Raw genomic sequence first — 17,383 nt, 5'->3', positions numbered from 1 at the left:
GGGCATATCACGGCTGTTTGGGGCTCTGTAAAAGTCCTCATGGGTTTTATGAAAACTCGCTCAATCGGTGAATTAGCTCAGCGATTGAGCCGTTAATTATTTCTTGGTGGAGATAACTTCCACCAAGCATTTGAGACACTTTGATGTGCTGAGTGAGTACAGCTAGGACTTGGTCGTCGCTCATTTCAGGGATCGCGGTGGACGAAATGAATTCCGCGAGCTCTTTACCGCCAAATAATGCTTGGGGGTCTGTGACACTAAAGTATTCAAAGTCCTTAATGAACTCACTGCGAAGTGACTCGGTACTCTGGGGCGTACCCTTTAGCTCTTGTGCTTCAACCAGTTGATCATAGAACTTAGTGAGCTCTGCATACTTGCCTGAAGTGTCGCTGCTATCTTGGTCTCCTGTGTCATCTGTCCGACCTGTTTTGGATACAGGGAAGGTGAATACAAGATCTTCTGGATCTAAGTCGAGATATTCGAAAAGGCTTCGAAGGAACCAGATTTTGGCAGAAGTGTTGTTGCCAACCTGAACATAAAGGCCTTCCTCAATCTTTCGGAAAGACCCAGTTTTTTCGGTGGTAGGCTTTTTAGACCGAAGGAATTTCGAAGATTCTGCGAAAGAAAGAATTTCAGTCCGGTGCTCGTGAAGTAAATACTTCAGTACTGCTTCGACCATGTCAGCCCACGATTTAGTGGTCTTTCTAAAGTCGCCGAATTCAAATCCGCTAATTTTTCGACCACTGAATTCTTCGCTTTCACCCATCGGCTCCTTTGGGAGTACTGCCTCTGGCGGTGCGAAGTTGGTTGACTTAGTTTCCCAGAAATCTAATGCTTTATCGGTAAGGACCTCGTTTCTCTTTTCAATCTGGGGTAAGGACCAGCGATCGGATTCCCGCAGGAGCTCATTGAGGCGATACGGCGAGCTGTCGAAGCCGTTCTCCATGGTTTTCTTGATGGTAAATGGAGAATTCGAGTAGGAAGAGTTGTAGCCGGTGACCGTGAGATTGCCAATTCGGTTTAACCATGACTCGTGAATTTCTTCGGCCCTGTCACCGAGCTCCTGGCGCCAAGCATCAGTAAGGGTCTGGGGCATGATGTGCTCGATGGAAATCCTATTTTCAGCAAGCGCCTTGGAGACATCGCGAATATCCTTTGAATCACCGTTTTCCAGGCAATTGAAAAGGTACTGCCGCCAGTATGCCCGAATGTTGTAGAAGTCTTTGGTGGCAAAGGCTTCCTTGAACTCAGCATCGGTGGGGAAACGACCGCTGCCTGAACGCCTGTTGATCTGATAGATGACGATTGGGGCGAATGGGGTGCCGTCTGAGTGAAGCTTACTGACCTCCGCGTACATAGTCGCGAAGATTTTATTGAGTGAGTTGGTAGCGATGCCGGTGACAAATCGGCGGACGATATAGGACTCGATGGTGAGCAACACTTCGAGGAAGTCCTCAGGCGTCGTCTTGGATTCGTGGACATCGCGAAGAAGCGGCATAAGGAATGGTAGAACCACAGCGCCCATAAATTCGTTCATGCGCTTTAGCTGCGTGTCTATTTCAGGATAACCGGTATCGGATTCGCGTATTTCACGGAAATACTTGGAATAGGCGTATAAATCATCCAAGAGCTCTGGCATATTCGTCTTGCGCTTGGAAGCGAAAGATTTGAATGCCTCATAAACGTCTTGTTCGCGTGGGGTCTTGGTGGTGTACGTAGTGAGATACCAGCGAATGAAAGAGTCGGTCTGAAAGTTGCAGTTGTCTTCAATCGGATTCCAGCGTTCGTTATATAACCTTTCCTGTTGCGTAGAGTCCAAGCCCATGAGGACAAAGTTGCGAATTTTGTCAGCTTCTTTAAGTTCCAAACCGGTGGAGTTTAAGCTTTCGAAGATGCGCTGGGGCTCGTCGTATTCCTCCAAATCCAAGTGCATTACTTCGAGGCGGCAGATCGCTTTCCAAACCTGGTCAGCGTCTAAAGGGGTAGAACGCAGCTTCTCTCGGAAGAAACGGTAGTTAGACGTTACATTCGATGAGTTGATGAATTCACTTTCAGGACCAAATAGTTTCTGATAAGCATTGTCATCGTCTTTTACAGGCTTAAGCTTGAAACGCGGGTTCTCCTTGTTGTGGCCGATTCGCAGGTAGTCAGAAATAATTTTCTCAGCAAGCGAGGGATCTTCACTCTGGATTTCGCCATCTCGGAGGGCATGAGCGAAAGCAAGCATGAGGATGCTGACGGTGGTAAGCCTCTGTTGGCCATCGATGACAATCCAATTCCAGGAATCTTGGTTCTTCCCGACTACCGCGCCGAAGAAGTGTTTCTTTCGGTCGCTAAGGATTATTTCCTCGAGATCGTCAAAAAGCCGGGCACATTGTTTGTGCTGCCAGTCGTAATTGCGCTGGTATACGGGGATGAGGAGACGGCGATTATTGCCATCATAAAGCGTATAGATTTCGCGGATGCTGCCGCGCATGGGAGACCTTTCGCGAGAAGGAAATTAGGAGGACAAGGCTATATTAGGTCAAGTCCGGTGGAGTGGTGTATCTGTCCTTTCTGAATCTGTGAATCGGGTGACAGTGTTGGGGTCCGGCTCAGGGTTGATGTCGGTTCATTAGGAGGCTGCTCCTCCTCGAGATTTGCATCCGCAAATTCACAGTTCGGGGCTGGTAACTCGATGCGGATAAAATGAATGGGAATAACCCCAACCCAAGGAGCCACCATGAACCAGAACAAATTCCGTCATGTCGTCGTCATGGGAGTCTCTGGCTCTGGCAAGACAACGGTGGGGGAGGCCCTGTCGCCGCTGGTTGGGCTAGAGTACCGCGACGGCGATGATATGCATCCGCAGGCGAATATCGACAAGATGGCCGCTGGGGCGCCGCTGAATGATGAGGACCGCGAGCCGTGGCTGAGGCAGATCGGTCAGTGGCTAGCGGAAAGACCAGAAGGCGCGATGGTGGGGTGTAGCGCGCTGAAGCGAAAATACCGGGACCTGATTCGGGAGTACTGCCCTGGCGTGGCGTTTGTGCATGTACACGGTGACTTTGATGTGTTGTATGAGCGGATGCAACACCGGCCGGGACACTTCATGCCAGCGTCGTTGTTGCAATCGCAATTCGATACCTTGGAGCCACTGGAAGAAGATGAAACTGGCCGCGTCTTCGATGTGACGCGGCCAGTAGAAGAGATTGCTAAAGACGCTACTGCCTGGATAAAGGCTGGCTCCTAAAAGACTGCAGCCGCACCGTAGAGGACGAGCACGAGTGCGAAGCCGATGACGGAGATGAGCATCTGATTAACGGTCCACGTCTTCAGAGTTGTCATCGTGTCCATGCCCATCAGGCGGCCTACGAGCCAGAAGCCGGAATCGTTGACGTGGGAGCCGAAGACCGAACCGGCGGCTGTGGCCACAACGATGAGTGCGAGTTGGAGCTCGTTGAAACCGCCAGCTTCCACGGCGGGGACCATGAGGGCAGCGGCCGTGGTGAGGGCTACGGTGGCTGAACCTTGTGCCAAACGGAGGGCTACGGCGATGAGATAGCAGGCCAGGATGACAGGGATGCCGAGGCCGGAGAGGGAATCGGCAAGCGCATCGCCAATGCCGGAAGTGCGGAGCACGCCGCCGAACATGCCGCCCGCGCCGGTGATGAGCACGACGGAACAGATAGGGCCAAGCGAGGAGTCAACGAGCTTTTCCAGCGCCGTCTTTTCCACGCCGCGGCGCAGACCGAGGACTACCAGTGCGATAAGCACCGTAATCAGCAATGCGATTGGAGTTTGGCCGAGCATGACGAAGAACCTGACCCACGTGGCATCGGCGTCGATGGTGCCGTAGGAAGCTAGGGCGTTGAGCCCGGTATTGAAGAAAATGAGCACCATCGGGATGAGCAAAATGGAAATTACTGTGGTGGCGGAGGCAGGTTTTAAGGGTTGTTCTTCTTCATTAACGATGGGCCCGGCGATGGCGTCAGTGACCTTGAAAGGGAACTTCTTTCCAGCAAAAAGGCCGAAGCGGTAGCCGGAGATATACCAGGTAGGCAGAGCCAGTAACAGGCCGACGAGCAGCACCAAGCCGAGGTCGGCGCCGTAGAATTCACTGGCGGCGACAGGACCGGGGTGCGGTGGCATGTAGACATGCATGACAGAGAATGCGCCGGCGGCCGGCAGGCCAAAGGCAAGGACCGGGCCATTCAAGCGGCGGGCGACGGCAAAGATAACCGGAAGCATCACGATAAGCCCAGCATCGAAGAAGATTGGAAAGCCCATAATCAGCGAGGCGATGCCGAGTGCAAGGGGTGCTTTATTTTCGCCGAAGCGGCGAACCATGGCGTCGGCAAGCGACTGGGCACCGCCGGAAGCCTCCACGAGCCGGCCGATCATGGCGCCGAGGCCCACCAGAAGCGCCACCGAGCCAAGGGTGGAGCTGAAACTTTCCGTCATCGTAGGGACGATGCCTTCCAGTGGTATGCCAGATGCAAGTGCTGTCAGCGCGGAGACCACCAGCAGAGTGAGAAAAGCGTGGAGCTTGAAATATATGACCAGTACCAAAATCACAGCGACCGCAGCGACCGCAATCCCCAGCAGCGGACCAGTGGACAATGTGGGTTCCCACGTCTCCATAGAAAAGGCTCCTTTTCTTGTGCAAACCTTTGAATATGGGCAACGTTAGCAGTAGCTCTGCTAGCCGATGCCCACATTCACCAACGCGGCTTATCTACCGCCCCGAAACTGGGCATATAAAAATCCCCTGATTCTCGTTGAGAACCAAGGGGGAGCAGAGGCGAGCTTAGTCGAACTGGCCTTGGATAATGGCGGCCGCATCAAGCGGCGTTACGTGATAGGAGATCGGGTTCTGGTTGGAACCTGCCATAAGTGCGCCGGCGCAGGAGTGTCCCGCGCCCATCATGTGGCCTAGCTCGTGAGCGATGGTGCCTTGGAGAGCCTCAGGGTAAGTAGCATTGGGCATCTTGATGGAGACTAATTTGTGATCCGGGTAAGCCGAGCCTTGGACGTAGCCGCGAGGATCTGGATTGTAGATGATGGAAATGGTGTCATCATCAGCTTCGGAAGGCTTTACTTCCTTAAGGGAAGCCTTCCCCTCGAGAGCCTCGTTCCACTCGGCAACGGCGGCGTCTAGCTGCTTGCGGTAGGGGAAGTTATCCGCCACTTTGTACTTCAGTACGCCATCGCTGAAATAAGGTTTTACAGAGTCCTCATCGTGGAGGATGGAAGGATCTGGGACCGGTTTCCCTTCGTTAGCCAGTTTGGTGATGGCCTTGCAGGTTCCAGGATCGATGATGGAACGTACTGGGTCGCTCTTTGCGTTCGCGGCCGGCGCGGCGATAGTACCGAGTATGGCGGTGGTGGCAAGGGCGGTGACAGATAGCTTCTTCAGAGAGCGCATCGGCAGTTAGTGACCTTTCGATTGGCTTATCGTTCGTGGAGTGCAGTTTGCCTTAGCAATATCCGCGGAAAAGAATTGCGTGGATGCCTCAGGCAAGCGAGTAATAATCAATTTTTACTACACCGGCCAAAGTAGAAATTTACATTGTTAACTTCGCTTTGTCGACTCTAATTTAGACGCTCACCAGTAGTAGAGCTAAATAGGTGGACACGGTCAGGATCGGGAGAGACGTGGAAAGTATCACCAATTGCGTAATCACAGCGAGCGCTTACCAACATGCCAGTTTGTCCGCCCATTCGGGTCGTCGACTGCAGATCTTCGCCGGAGTCCGCTAAGTCACCATAGAGGTAGGTTTGATTGCCTAGTTCTTCAACGTGTTTAACGGTGAATTCCGCACCTTCCTCTGTGTGCACCCAATCTTCGGGGCGAACGCCAACGGTAACGGATTTCCCACCATCGAAGTCGTAATTCGCCAAGTTGATGCGAGTCGACCCCAGGGTGAGCCGGCTAGAGGTGTGTGCGAGGTCGTAGATATTCATGGCAGGGGAGCCGATGAACCCAGCAACGAAGACGTTCTGGGGGCGGTCGTAGATTTCACGAGTGGTATCTACTTGTTGTAGGACACCTGCATTAAGCACCGCGACGCGGTCACCCATGGTCATTGCTTCGGTTTGGTCGTGGGTCACGTACACCGTGGTAGTGCCAAGGCGGCGTTGCAAATTCGAAATCTGCGCGCGGGTGGATACGCGCAGTTTTGCATCCAAGTTGGACAATGGTTCGTCCATGCAGAATACAGCTGGTTCGCGCACGATGGCGCGGCCCATCGCTACGCGCTGGCGCTGGCCGCCTGACAGATTCGCGGGCTTCCGGTCAAGCAAATCCTCCATCTGCAAAATTTTGGCGGCTTCTTGTACCCGTGTCTTAATCTGGTCCTTGGGTACTTTCCGGTTTTCCAAGGCGAAAGACATATTTTGTGCGACCGACATATTCGGGTACAGGGCGTAGTTTTGAAAGACCATGGCTACGTCACGATCTGATGGGCTGACTCCAGTGACGTCTTTTCCGCCGATCCGAATGGAACCTCGGTCTGTCGGCTCAAGGCCAGCGAGCATTCGTAGGCTGGTGGATTTTCCGCAGCCAGAAGGCCCGACGAGGACCAAAAACTCGCCATCGGAAATATCTAGATTAAGACGGTCAACTGCGGGGCGCTCCGCGTCTTTGGAATAGATGCGGCTTGCACCATCAAATGTGACAGTAGCCATGGTGTTACCTTTCAGATACTAAGGAAAATTGGCAAGATTAGCCGTTAATGACGGGCTTTACCTGGTTGTCATAAATGGATTGCAGAGTCTTTTCTAGATCCGTAAGCACCTTGGTGACATCGTCGCGGTTGGTGACGATCTTCTCAAAGGCACCACCAATCTCCTGATCTGCACCAGGGAGGAATACACGGGCGTTGTCCTGTGGGCGAGTTTCTGGAAGCTGCTTGATAGCAGTCTCGAAATTCGGGTTCTCTTCCATGAATTTCTTCTGATCCTCGTTGTCGGCAGCAGAAGAGCGGACTGGCATATAACCCACATTTTGGGACCAATACGAGGTGTTTTCCTCGTTCGTGATGAAATCAATCAGCTTGATGGCTGCCACCTGGCGGTTCTTGCTAATACCGGAAGGAATGGCGAGGCCTGCACCTCCGGTGGGGCAAGCGCCGTCTCCCTTTGGATTGGGAAGGAATGCGGTTCCTAACTCGAAGTCAGCGGTATCAGAGATACCTGCGAGATCGCCTGTGGATAGGACAGTGGCTGCAGCGCGTCCGGTGCCGAATTCCATAGCCATGTCATTGCCCATGTAGGAGTAGCCATTCTTGCTATCGGTAACATCCTTGAGCCATTCCACAGCTTCGATGGTTTTGTCATCAGTGAACTTCAAATCCCATTCATCGGAGTAGGCACCGCCCTTAGACCACAAGGGGCCTTGGAAAATCCATCCCAAGTAGCCGACTGCATCGCCCCAGCCAAAGGGCTTCATCTTAGAATCCGCGCTGGCGAGCTTTTTAGACCACTCATCCATTTCGTCCCAAGACTCCGGTCCACGGTCTGGCAAGCCAGCCTTCTTCCATGCGTCCTTGTTGTAGTAGAACAGGGGAGTTGACCGGGCAAAGGGAAGCGCGAAGTGGCCGCCGTCGTAGTTATAGTCCTCATAGAGCGGCTGGACATAGGTCGAGAGGTCAATATCGGCTTCTTTGGCTAGATCATCAACATTGGCAATCTGCCCATTGATAGCGAAGTTGTACCACCACACATCAGACAGAACCACGATGTCTGGAAGATCAGAGCCGGTAAGTGCAGCATTAAACTTTTGCGCTGCCTCTTCGTAGTTCTTTCCAGCGTCAACAAGGGTGACCTTGATGTCAGGGTTTTCCTTCTCGAAGCGAGAGATGATTTCCTTTTCGATGTCCTTTGAGGAAGCCGGGTGGTTGGACCACCACGTCAATTCCGTGACCTCGCCACCATCGCCACCGTCGCTACTGCCCTGGGAACTGGTAGATGAGGTGCCAGCACAAGCGGCAAGAAATGAAGCGGTAGAAGCAGTGGAGGCTAGCGCGAGAAACTTACGGCGAAGCATGGGTATCTCCTTAAATTGAAGTCAGATTGAGAAGAATAGGGCGACAACGGCGAGCGTGATAAGGATAGAAGCCTTCTAACCTTTTACGGCGCCAGTGGTGAGACCTTGAATCATGTATTTCTGCAGGCCAAGGAAAATGACGACCATCGGGAGAATGGTTAGAACGGTTGCGGCCATTACTGGTCCCCAGTTAGTAACGCCATCGTTGTTTTGCAGCATGGTCAGACCCATCTGCAGGGGAGCAACCCGTTCTGTATCCGCCATCAGGAATGGCCACAAGTAGGTATTCCATTCGTTTACTAGGGTGATCACGGAAAAAGCTGTCAATGTTGGCCAAGAAACGGGAAGAAGCACCTTGGTGAGCAAGCGAATGGGGCCGGCGCCGTCCATGCGAGCAGCTTCCACAAGCTCATAAGGCAAGGACAGGAAGTGATTGCGCATGAGGAAGGTGCCGAATGCAACACCAGCCAGCGGGACGATGATGCCTACAAAGGTATTACGCCAGCCCAAGGAATTGACCAAGGCGTAGTTGGAAATCACCGTGATTTCTGCGGGGACCATCAGGGAAGAAATCACCACGATGAACACTAGATTGCGTCCTGGGAAGCGAAGGATAGATAACGCGTAGGCGGAGACGACACCAAGCACAATCTTTATAGCGGATAGCACCGCGGTAATGAAGACTGAGTTACGCAGGTAGGTCCAGAAAGGGACGCGCGTTGTGGCATCTGCGTAATTTTTGGTTTCCCACGTCGGCGGTAGCCAGTTAACTGGGTCGGTGTAAATATCACCTCTGGCCTTGAATGAGGTCATTAAGATCCAGAACAACGGCAGTCCCACGAGTAGGAGGACGAGGATAATTCCTACGTACCCACCGATGAGTTTGGCACGCCTTGCTACAGGGGAAGAGTCTGTGATCATGTGAAGATTTGAATCAGCCATAGGGTGGGTTAACCTCGCTTATCCATGATGCGGACCTGAATCAACGTAACGACGAGCAGGATGAGGAATAGGATTGTCGCAGCAGTGGCGCCGTAACCAGCACGGAAGTTGACAAAGGTTTCGTTATAAATCTGAAAAACCAGGGTCTGGGTGCCGTTTCCTTGAGGGCCGCCCCGGGTCATGACGTTGATGATGTCGAAGACCTGCACAGAGTTGAGCAGTACCGTAATGGAAAGGAAGAAGGTGGTATTGCGCAGTTGCGGCATTGTCACGCGCCAGAATTTGCGCCAACGGCCTGTTCCATCAATGGCGGCAGCTTCGTCTAATTCCTTATCTAGGCCCTGTAGGGCAGCCAAGTAGATGACAAACGTATAACCCAAGTTCTTCCACACGAATGTAAATGTCACCATGAACAACGCCCAGCCAGGCACGGCATAAAAGTTTGGAGAACTAATGCCAAACCATCCGAGGATTTCTTGAATCAACCCAAAGTTGGGGTCGAATACGAACTGGAAGGCGATACCGATTGCGGCACCGGAGATGGCGTAGGGCGCGAAGACCACCGAGCGTGCGAAGTTGCGGCCTCTGATCTTTTGATTGAGAAGTAGCGCAAGCGCGAGCCCAATAACCATGGAGCCGATGACCGTGAAAAAGGTGAAAATGACGGTATTAAAGACGATCGTCTTTGTATCGTCGCGCGTGAACCACTCCACGTAATTATCAAAACCAACAAAAGTGGAGCTTGAACTAGAAATATTCCAGTTAAAAAAGGAAAGCCGAATATTATCCAGTAGTGGCCGGTAGGTAAAAATGGCCAGCAAGATGAGGTTGGGCGCCAAAAGCGCGGCAGCCAGCAACCATTCCTTATGTCGGCTCTTTGTAGCCTTTCGCACGAGCTCCGATGAATTATCGTTGCTCGGGCCGGTGGCCGTGGCAGTCGCGATGCCGTTCTTAGCGTCGGCGTGGTCATCCCTGAGAGTCACCCAGCCAACGTAAACCGCGTAGATTACGGGGTGTTTCACATAATGGAAACTTTTGATGAATTTAAAACGTCGAGTCCGTAAAGGCTAGGGGGCTATTGCGAACTCTATTGAAAACAACTCCAGCGCCCGGGCCTCAGTGAAGGGCCGCAGGGCGCTGGAGCTGGTTCTCTCTATCTCTCTTGCGCTCTCTCGAACGCTAAGAAAAGTATGGCGCTAGACCCTGTTATGGGCATTGAAGAAAGCTGAAATTTTCCTGGAAGTTAGTGGAGGGTAAGAAGGCCGCGAGGGAGGCGCACGGTGCGCTAGTCTGGGAGGTAGAAGAAACAGCCAAAATGTGGGTGGAAGCTGGGGCAATGGCCGCCGAGAAGTGGCCTGGATCGCAGCTTTCCCGCGAGGTAGAGGTGGAAGATTTGTCGTCGCAGTATGATCCGAATTTTCACCGGCAGATGGGCGTGGAAGCTGACGTCGTCTTGCGCGTCGGAATGATGCTGATGGGGGCGGGCACATCGGGCTATCGCGTCCTGCGCGGTATGAAGCGCAGCGCCCGGGCACTGGGATTTGATTATTTGGACGCAAACGTGGGCCTGACGCAGATTACCTGTACTTTTCACCGGGGCGATTCCTTTCGCACGGTGATTGCGCGCACGCATTCGCCGGCCGTTGATGCTTCCCGCATTGAGGCATTGGAGGACCTCACCCATAACCACTTGTATTCCGGCATTACCGCGGAAGAGCTTGCGGGGATGCTCGATTCCATAGAAAGCGATGTGAAAAAGCGCTGGAGCGTGTGGGTCCTATCCACGGCGGCCGCGGTCGCGTGCGCGGCGTTCGCTTACCTGAATTTCTTCCCAGTGCAAGCGGTAGGGCTCGTGGCGCTGGCGGCATTCGTGGGGCAATTTGTACGCTATGAGGTGCTTCACCAGCACGTGCACCAAATTGGCGGGATCATCGCTGGTGGCGCGGCAGCCAGCATCACCTTCTTTATCCTCATTGAGCTCCTCGGATTTGCTGGGGTGGTGGAGCCGAGCGAGCTGTCCTCAGGCTATGTCGCAGCGGTACTCTTTTTGATCCCGGGGTTCCCGCTCTTTTCAGCGCTGATCGATATTGCGCGCTTTGATTTTGATGCGGGCATCGCCAGGCTGGGCTATGCGTTCACGGTCATCTTTACCGCTACGTTTACCGTCTCCATGGTCAGTTGGCTAACGGATCTCAGCCCAGATCCGCCGGTTCCCGCCCCGGATACGCGGTGGTACCTGCTGGCGTTTGTTGCCAGTTTCTTCGGCATCGCGGGCTTTGCCTTCCTCTTTAATTCCTCGCGCCGCATGGTGCTGGTGGCTGCAAGTGTGGGAACCGTGGCCAACGCGGTGCGCCTTGGCCTCCTTGAGCTGGGCACGACCATCTACTTTGCAGCGTTTATCGGCGGGCTCATTATCGGGCTCTTGGGCGCGGTGGCCTCGCAAAAGGCGCGGTTGCCGCGCATTACCACCACCGTGCCGGCCGCCGTCATCATGATCCCTGGGGTGACGATGTTCCGCGCGGTCTACTACCTCAATGATGGCCAGATGGATCAGGCGGTGGCGAATGTAGCCACGGGCTTGATGGTGGTAGGCGCCATCGGTGCTGGGATGGTATTTGCCCGGCTGCTGACGGACCGCGATTGGGCGCTGGGACGCCTTATTGATTTCGATAAGGAAATCCCGCGGAAAAAGCCCTCTTAGTTCGGGTGGTCTAGCAGTGGGGCGGCCAGAGGCAGCAGGCAGTAGCGGCACCCCACAACGCAGAACCAGTAAAACGCCAGCGGCACTCGGTTCCTTTCGGTTCCGAGTGCCGCTGGCGTCTCTCTCTACAAGGGTGTTTCCATGTATCGGTTTTCACCGCCCTCTGGAAACTGAGGGGTTCTCTCTATCTCTCTCGTATGCGCTCTCTCAAACGCATGATTTAAGTATGGGGCACGCGGCTGAGCTCACCATGGAATCTGCCTGAAAGGTTGCTGCTAAGTGCTGTGAGTTGGGTGGGGAAGGGAGGCATCGGCAAGCAAAGCTTGTAGGCGAGGCTATAAAGGCATATAAAAGTGACATAAACCATAGTAAATTCTGTAGGCTCGTTGCTATGGGTGCAGACTATGCTGCGCCATTTTTGCGAAAAGCTCAACAGAAACGAGGTGAGGAGCATGGCTCCTCTGATAGCCCCACCGCCAGCGAGTGACGAATCTGCCCCAACGGATGTGGACGTTCCTGGCACTTCACACGAACAGCGCGCTTCCGCTATCAAGGCCGCATTCATCGGCACGTTTATTGAGTGGTTCGATTATGCGGCCTATATCTATATGTCCGCGATTATCTCGCGTGTCTTCTTCCCAGAAATGGAAGGCCGCCGCGCGCTGATTTTGACCTTCGCGCTCTTCGCGCTGTCATTCCTGGTGCGCCCCATCGGTGGAATCGTCTGGGGCCATATTGGTGATAAGCACGGCCGCATCCACACGTTGACCTATTCCATCGTGCTGATGTCGCTGGCGACCGCCTGCATCGGCCTATTGCCTGGGTATGCCACCATCGGCTTTGCCGCCACGCTCTTGCTCCTTATGTGCCGCATGGTGCAAGGCTTTTCCGCCGCCGGTGAATATGCCGGCGCCGCCACCCACCTGGCTGAGATTGCCCCACCTGGAAAACGCGGGATTTATGCCGCGGTGGTGCCCTCGGCCACCGCATCCGGGCTGCTCTTGGGCTCGCTCATCGCGGCTTTTCTTACCGGCGTGCTTGATGATGGTGCCCTGCATTCCTGGGGCTGGCGCGTGCCCTTCCTGGTAGCGCTGCCGCTGGGCCTGTACGGCTTGTGGATCCGCCGCCACACGGAGGAATCCAACCGCTTTGAAAAGCACGCGGACACCGAGCTTTCGCCCCTGCGACAGGTGCTGAAATACCCCAAGGCCCTGGCTATTGCCTTTGCCGGCGCGGTGCTCAACGCGATTGGCTTCTACGTCATCTTGACCTACCTGCCCACCTATCTTTCAGAGGAGCTGGGCATGGCAGAAACCCCGGCGTTTATCGCGTCCTCGGTGGCCTCCGCGTTCTACGTGGGGTTTGCGCTACTTACCGGCCTGCTCTCTGATCGCCTGGGCCGGCGGACTACCATGCTGTGCGCCGCGCTCTTTATGGGCCTTGCCATCATTCCGGCATTCATGCTTCTCGATGGCGCAGGCATCCTGCTCGTCATCATCATTCAGGTGTGCCTGGGTGGGGTGCTGGCGCTTAACGATGGCGTCTTGCCCTCCTTCCTTTCCGAGCAGTTCCCCACGCACGTGCGCCTGTCTGGCTTCGCGCTGACGTTTAATACGGCCAATGCCATCTTCGGCGGTACCGCCCCGATGATCGCGACGTGGCTGATTGATACCACCGGAAATAGACTCGCCCCGGCCTTTTACCTGGTGGCCGCGGCGATCGTGACGGGCACCGCCGTGCTCTTCGCGCCGCGCAAGAACGACCTGGTGGCATAACCCGTGCGGGTTATGCCTGTGGAACTAGCAAAACGCCAGCGGCACTCGGTTCCTTTCGGTTCCGAGTGCCGCTGGCGTCTCTCTCTACAAGGGTGTTTCCATGTATCGGTTTTCACCGCCCTCTGGAAACTGAGGGGTTCTCTCTATCTCTCTCGTATGCGCTCTCTCAAACGCATGATTTAAGTATGGGGCACGCGGCTGGAACAGCAATGGAATCTATCTGATAGGTCGCTGAAAATTACTGAAAGTTTCCTGTACATCCATTTGTGCTGGTAAGCGGCCCCAAAGATTATCCTTCTATCAGCCCTTCATCGATGAGGAAATCTCGGGCCACGGCGGTGTAGTCCTCACCGTCCACGTCCACGCGGGCATTGAGCTCCTGCATCTTTTCATCCGTCAGGAGCTCCGCGAGGGGCGCGAAGAGATCCTTGATCTCTGGATGTTCTTCCAAGACCTCGGTGCGTACAACTGGGGCGAGGTTGTACTTAGGGAAGAAGAGCTCAGGATCCTCGAGCACGGTGAGGTTTAAGGACTTAATGCGGCCATCGGTGGCAAAGATCGAACCGAAGGTGCACTCGCCCTTATTCAAGGCGGCATAGACGGCGCCGGAATCCATAATCTGGATGCGGTCGCGCGGTGGTTGTTCAATGCCATAGCTATCCAGCATGGTAAGCAGGCCGTCGTTGCGGGCCAAGAACTCGCTATCGGTGCAATAGGTCTGTTCATTGGCGGGAATACCCTTGATATCGGCCAGCGACTCAAGGCCGTACTGTGCGCGGGACTGTTCGCTAATGGCCAGCGCGTACGTATTATTCATCGGCGCAGGGGGCAGCCAGGTAAGTCCATGGTCCTTATCGGCTTCTTTTACCGCCTCGTATTGCTCCTGCGAGCCGGGGACCGGATCGGCGTTGCCCAGGTAGGTAATCCAGGCGGTACCGGTGTATTCAAACATGGAGTCCATATCGCCGACCTCCAGCGCTTGGCGCGCCGAGGTGGAGCCGGGGATATTGGTCAAGTCCTTTACGTTGGCACCGGCGGATTCCAAGAGGATGGCGCCAATCTTGCCCAGGATCACCTGCTCGGTGAAGTTCTTGGAACCGATGGAAATATTGGCGCCATCCAAGTCGATATCGGCTAGGTCGCCCTTTAACTGTCCGCTCGGGATGAGGCCACCGGCGGTGCCGAGGCCGCACCCGGCGAGGAAGAAGGTGCCTGCGGCGGCGAGGGTTGCGAGGAGGCGTTTCATTTGATCATTCCCTTCGGGGCGAAGACAACCTCAAGAACGCGGCCCACCCATTCGACCGCTAAGGCTAAGGCGGCGATAAGGACCGCGCCAGAGATGAGAATAGGGTTGCGGTAGAGAGTAATACCGGTGGTAATCAGCCCGCCGAGGCCGCCGGCATCGATAAAGGTGGCAAACGCACCAGCGCCGACCAAAAGCACCAAGGAGGTGCGGATGCCGGTCATGATGACCGGCAGGGCCATGGGCAGCTCAACCTTGGTGAGCACCTGGATTGGTGACATGCTGAGGCCATAGGCGGCCTCGACAAGCTGCTTATCCACGCCCCGCAAGCCCGCAATCACGTTGGCGAGCACGGGCAAGAAGGCATAGAACCAGAGGCCGAGGATTGCCACCGGCTCGCCAAAGCCCAGCCAGATGGCCAATAAGACGATGACGCCGACGACGGGCGCGGCCTGGCCAATATTCGCGATGCTGGTGATGATCGGCGCCATGAACTTGGTGGACTTGCGCGTTAGCACGATGCCCAGCGGCACGGCCGTGGCGATGACCAGCAGCGCGGAGATGACCACGAGGACTAAGTGCTCGCGGGTCATGGTGAGCACGGAGCTAATCTGCAGGGTGCGCTCTTCAATATCATCGAGCTCGGCCGTGGCGTGCCAGATGAGCCAGCCGCCCACCGTAAGTACCACCAGGATGGGGATGCCGATGATAAGGAGGCGGTCTTCACCGGTCAGGCGCTTAAATTTCTCCACCGGAATCCACCTCCTGGTCATCTAAAGCCTCTTGGGCCGCGGCGTTCATCTGTTGGATATAATCCGTGACCGTTTCGTAGTACAAAACGCCCACAAATTCACCGCGGCGGGTGACAAGTGCGCCGCTGTGGGAGGAAGCAAGCATGGCAGACATGGCATCGCTAAGCGTAGAGCGCGCATCCACAACGGAGTTGAGCTCGAACTGCGGCTCCGGGATGGTCTCGTAGCGCTCGAGCTGGCGGGCGAAGATCCAGTCGCGGGGATGGCCCTTGTCATCGATGATGACCACCATTTCTTCGCCGGCTTCGCGCAGGCGTGCTAGGGCCTCACTTGTGGGTTCGCCGATGCGCGCGGTGGCCTGGTCCGCAAGGTCCAGCTCATCCGCGCGGCGCAGGTTGAGCTGCTTTAAGGCAGAGCCGGAACCAATGAAATCGGCGACGAAATCATTCGCGGGCGCGGCCAGGATGTTTTCGGGCGTATCGTACTGGCTGATCTTTCCGCCCGGTTCAAAGATGAGGATGCGGTGGCCCAGCTTGATGGCCTCATCGATATCGTGCGTGACGCAGATGATGGTCTTTTTCAACTCGGATTGGATATTGACCAATTCATCCTGCAGACGGGTGCGGGTGATGGGGTCGACCGCGCCGAAGGGCTCGTCCATCAAGACCACCGGCGGATCCGCAGCCAGGCCGCGGGCGACGCCGACGCGCTGTTGCTGGCCACCGGATAGCTCGCTGGGGAAGCGATCGCGGTAGGTGGCAGGATCGAGCCCGACCATATCCAAAAGCTCGTCGGTGCGCTTCGAAATCTTATCGGCCTTCCACTTCTTTAGCTTGGGCACAAGCGCGATATTATCCGCGACGGACATGTGCGGGATGAGGCCGCCGCCTTGGATGACGTAGCCAATATCGCGGCGCAGCTGCGTGGGGTTTTTCTTGGTGGCATCCTCGCCATCGATATAAATGGTGCCGCTGGTTGGCTCCACCAAGCGGTTAATCATCTTCAGCGAGGTGGTCTTACCGCAACCAGACGGGCCGACGAATGCGACCAGCTCGCCCGCCGGAATTTCGAAGGAAAGGTCCTCCACGGCGGGGGAGTCCTGGCCCGAATAGGCCTTGGTGACGTGATCGAAGACGATGCTGGCACCGCTATTGCTCGTGTCCTCGGCGTGCGTGGATGAAGCGTGCGTTGTATCGGACATTCTTAGATACCTTTCGGGGTGGTCAATTTTTGGATTCCGGCGAGAATCGCATCCACGATGAGCGCGATGATGACGACGCCGATGGTGCCCACCAGCGTGAAATTAAGTGCGTTGGTGCCGCCGATTTGGCTAAGCCCTGAGTAGATATATCCACCCAGCCCTGGGCCGAGCGCGTAGGCGGCGATGGCGGCAACACCCATAGACATTTGGGTGGAGACGCGGATACCGGTCATAATCACCGGCCAGGCCAGCGGCAGCCGGATGCGGAAGAGGATGGCCGTCGAGCTCATGCCCTGCCCGCGGGCGGATTCGATGACATCGTCGCTGACATTGTGCAAGCCGACGATGGCATTGCGCAGGATGGGAAGGACAGCATAAAAGACCACGAGGGCAACGGACGGTATGGTGCCGATGCCAAAAAGCGGGATGGCAAGACCAAGGAGCGCCAGCGAAGGCAAGGTCAACCCGATGGAGGTTAAGGCATTAGCAATAGCCGCACCGCGCGGGCGTTGGGCCACAAAGATGGCAATTACCAACGCGATGACCAGGGCCACAACGACTGATTGGATGACAAGGCTTGCGTGCTGGTAACTGCGGAAAAGGATATCCTGCCAGCGCGCAGCGATAAATTCGTTCATTTCATCACCTAAAAGAAAGAGAATAGGGCGCAGGGAAAATTATTAGGAGCACAGACTCTCTGGTCCTTCCTCTGCGCTGATGATGTGCTTCTAGCGTACAAG

At 55.2% G+C, this 17,383-nt stretch carries 14 protein-coding genes; 3 read left to right on the top strand and 11 right to left on the bottom strand.

Annotated elements, in window-relative coordinates; translation table 11 throughout:
• Positions 1–46: 46 nt before the first annotated feature.
• Positions 47–2,476, bottom strand: coding sequence for a DUF262 domain-containing protein (locus tag QP908_RS04710; RefSeq protein ID WP_239269382.1), 2,430 nt, complete (start codon positions 2,474–2,476; stop codon positions 47–49).
• A 246-nt stretch (positions 2,477–2,722) separates the two neighbouring features.
• Between QP908_RS04710 and QP908_RS04705 the strand changes: the two genes are divergently transcribed.
• Positions 2,723–3,232, top strand: a complete 510-nt coding sequence (locus tag QP908_RS04705) for a gluconokinase (protein WP_239269383.1) — start codon at positions 2,723–2,725, stop codon at positions 3,230–3,232.
• Here QP908_RS04705 and QP908_RS04700 read toward each other — a convergent pair.
• From QP908_RS04700 to QP908_RS04675, 6 genes are all read right to left on the bottom strand, one after another.
• The gene (locus QP908_RS04700) at positions 3,229–4,623 is read right to left on the bottom strand and encodes a GntP family permease (RefSeq protein ID WP_239269384.1); all 1,395 of its coding nucleotides are present in this window, start codon (positions 4,621–4,623) and stop codon (positions 3,229–3,231) included. The genes QP908_RS04705 and QP908_RS04700 overlap by 4 nt on opposite strands.
• Before the next feature lie 166 nt (positions 4,624–4,789).
• A complete protein-coding gene (locus QP908_RS04695; protein WP_239269385.1) occupies positions 4,790–5,407 on the bottom strand; it encodes a zinc metalloprotease in 618 nt (205 codons plus the stop codon).
• Between the two features lie 167 nt (positions 5,408–5,574).
• Positions 5,575–6,669, bottom strand: coding sequence for an ABC transporter ATP-binding protein (locus QP908_RS04690; protein WP_239269386.1), 1,095 nt, complete (start codon positions 6,667–6,669; stop codon positions 5,575–5,577).
• Positions 6,670–6,706: 37 nt separating this feature from the next.
• Positions 6,707–8,029 carry an ABC transporter substrate-binding protein gene (locus tag QP908_RS04685; protein ID WP_239275588.1) on the bottom strand — a complete coding sequence of 441 codons (1,323 nt, stop codon included), beginning with the start codon at positions 8,027–8,029 and terminating at the stop codon, positions 6,707–6,709.
• 75 nt (positions 8,030–8,104) lie between these two features.
• The gene (locus tag QP908_RS04680; protein WP_284771793.1) at positions 8,105–8,950 is read right to left on the bottom strand and encodes a carbohydrate ABC transporter permease; all 846 of its coding nucleotides are present in this window, start codon (positions 8,948–8,950) and stop codon (positions 8,105–8,107) included.
• A 29-nt stretch (positions 8,951–8,979) separates the two neighbouring features.
• On the bottom strand, positions 8,980–9,864 hold the full coding sequence (locus QP908_RS04675) for a carbohydrate ABC transporter permease (protein ID WP_239269445.1): 885 nt from the start codon (positions 9,862–9,864) through the stop codon (positions 8,980–8,982).
• 536 nt (positions 9,865–10,400) lie between these two features.
• Between QP908_RS04675 and QP908_RS04670 the strand changes: the two genes are divergently transcribed.
• Both QP908_RS04670 and QP908_RS04665 read left to right on the top strand, forming a co-directional pair.
• Positions 10,401–11,672, top strand: coding sequence for a threonine/serine exporter family protein (locus QP908_RS04670; RefSeq protein WP_239269446.1), 1,272 nt, complete (start codon positions 10,401–10,403; stop codon positions 11,670–11,672).
• A gap of 452 nt (positions 11,673–12,124) precedes the next feature.
• The gene (locus QP908_RS04665) at positions 12,125–13,447 is read left to right on the top strand and encodes an MFS transporter (protein WP_239269388.1); all 1,323 of its coding nucleotides are present in this window, start codon (positions 12,125–12,127) and stop codon (positions 13,445–13,447) included.
• Positions 13,448–13,736: 289 nt separating this feature from the next.
• Here the strand turns inward: QP908_RS04665 and QP908_RS04660 are convergent, their stop codons facing one another.
• Genes QP908_RS04660 through QP908_RS04645 form a run of 4 tightly spaced genes read right to left on the bottom strand, consistent with a single transcriptional unit; the run spans position 13,737 to position 17,281 of the window.
• Positions 13,737–14,693, bottom strand: coding sequence for a glycine betaine ABC transporter substrate-binding protein (locus tag QP908_RS04660; protein WP_284771778.1), 957 nt, complete (start codon positions 14,691–14,693; stop codon positions 13,737–13,739).
• Positions 14,690–15,442 (bottom strand): ABC transporter permease, encoded by a 753-nt coding sequence (locus QP908_RS04655; RefSeq protein ID WP_023016900.1) that lies wholly within the window; start codon positions 15,440–15,442, stop codon positions 14,690–14,692. Before QP908_RS04655 ends, QP908_RS04660 begins: the two co-directional genes overlap by 4 nt.
• Positions 15,429–16,643 carry an ABC transporter ATP-binding protein gene (locus QP908_RS04650; RefSeq protein WP_239269390.1) on the bottom strand — a complete coding sequence of 405 codons (1,215 nt, stop codon included), beginning with the start codon at positions 16,641–16,643 and terminating at the stop codon, positions 15,429–15,431. Before QP908_RS04650 ends, QP908_RS04655 begins: the two co-directional genes overlap by 14 nt.
• A gap of 2 nt (positions 16,644–16,645) precedes the next feature.
• Positions 16,646–17,281, bottom strand: coding sequence for an ABC transporter permease (locus QP908_RS04645; RefSeq protein WP_239275615.1), 636 nt, complete (start codon positions 17,279–17,281; stop codon positions 16,646–16,648).
• Positions 17,282–17,383: the final 102 nt, after the last annotated feature.

This window comes from Corynebacterium sp. MSK204 (genome assembly GCF_030229885.1).
Taxonomy (GTDB): domain Bacteria; phylum Actinomycetota; class Actinomycetes; order Mycobacteriales; family Mycobacteriaceae; genus Corynebacterium.
The sequence above is the reverse complement of the archived record's forward strand: the minus strand, read 5'-3'. Positions and strand labels throughout refer to the sequence as shown.

Bases quoted from the DNA above. Each gene is read 5' to 3' on its own strand.
- QP908_RS04710 (WP_239269382.1), bottom strand. From the start codon at position 2,476: ATGCGCGGCAGCATCCGCGAAATCTATACGCTTTATGATGGCAATAAT.
- QP908_RS04705 (WP_239269383.1), top strand. From the start codon at position 2,723: ATGAACCAGAACAAATTCCGTCATGTCGTCGTCATGGGAGTCTCTGGC.
- QP908_RS04700 (WP_239269384.1), bottom strand. From the start codon at position 4,623: ATGGAGACGTGGGAACCCACATTGTCCACTGGTCCGCTGCTGGGGATT.
- QP908_RS04695 (WP_239269385.1), bottom strand. From the start codon at position 5,407: ATGCGCTCTCTGAAGAAGCTATCTGTCACCGCCCTTGCCACCACCGCC.
- QP908_RS04690 (WP_239269386.1), bottom strand. From the start codon at position 6,669: ATGGCTACTGTCACATTTGATGGTGCAAGCCGCATCTATTCCAAAGAC.
- QP908_RS04685 (WP_239275588.1), bottom strand. From the start codon at position 8,029: ATGCTTCGCCGTAAGTTTCTCGCGCTAGCCTCCACTGCTTCTACCGCT.
- QP908_RS04680 (WP_284771793.1), bottom strand. From the start codon at position 8,950: ATGATCACAGACTCTTCCCCTGTAGCAAGGCGTGCCAAACTCATCGGT.
- QP908_RS04670 (WP_239269446.1), top strand. From the start codon at position 10,401: ATGGGCGTGGAAGCTGACGTCGTCTTGCGCGTCGGAATGATGCTGATG.
- QP908_RS04665 (WP_239269388.1), top strand. From the start codon at position 12,125: ATGGCTCCTCTGATAGCCCCACCGCCAGCGAGTGACGAATCTGCCCCA.
- QP908_RS04660 (WP_284771778.1), bottom strand. From the start codon at position 14,693: ATGAAACGCCTCCTCGCAACCCTCGCCGCCGCAGGCACCTTCTTCCTC.
- QP908_RS04650 (WP_239269390.1), bottom strand. From the start codon at position 16,643: ATGTCCGATACAACGCACGCTTCATCCACGCACGCCGAGGACACGAGC.
- QP908_RS04645 (WP_239275615.1), bottom strand. From the start codon at position 17,281: ATGAACGAATTTATCGCTGCGCGCTGGCAGGATATCCTTTTCCGCAGT.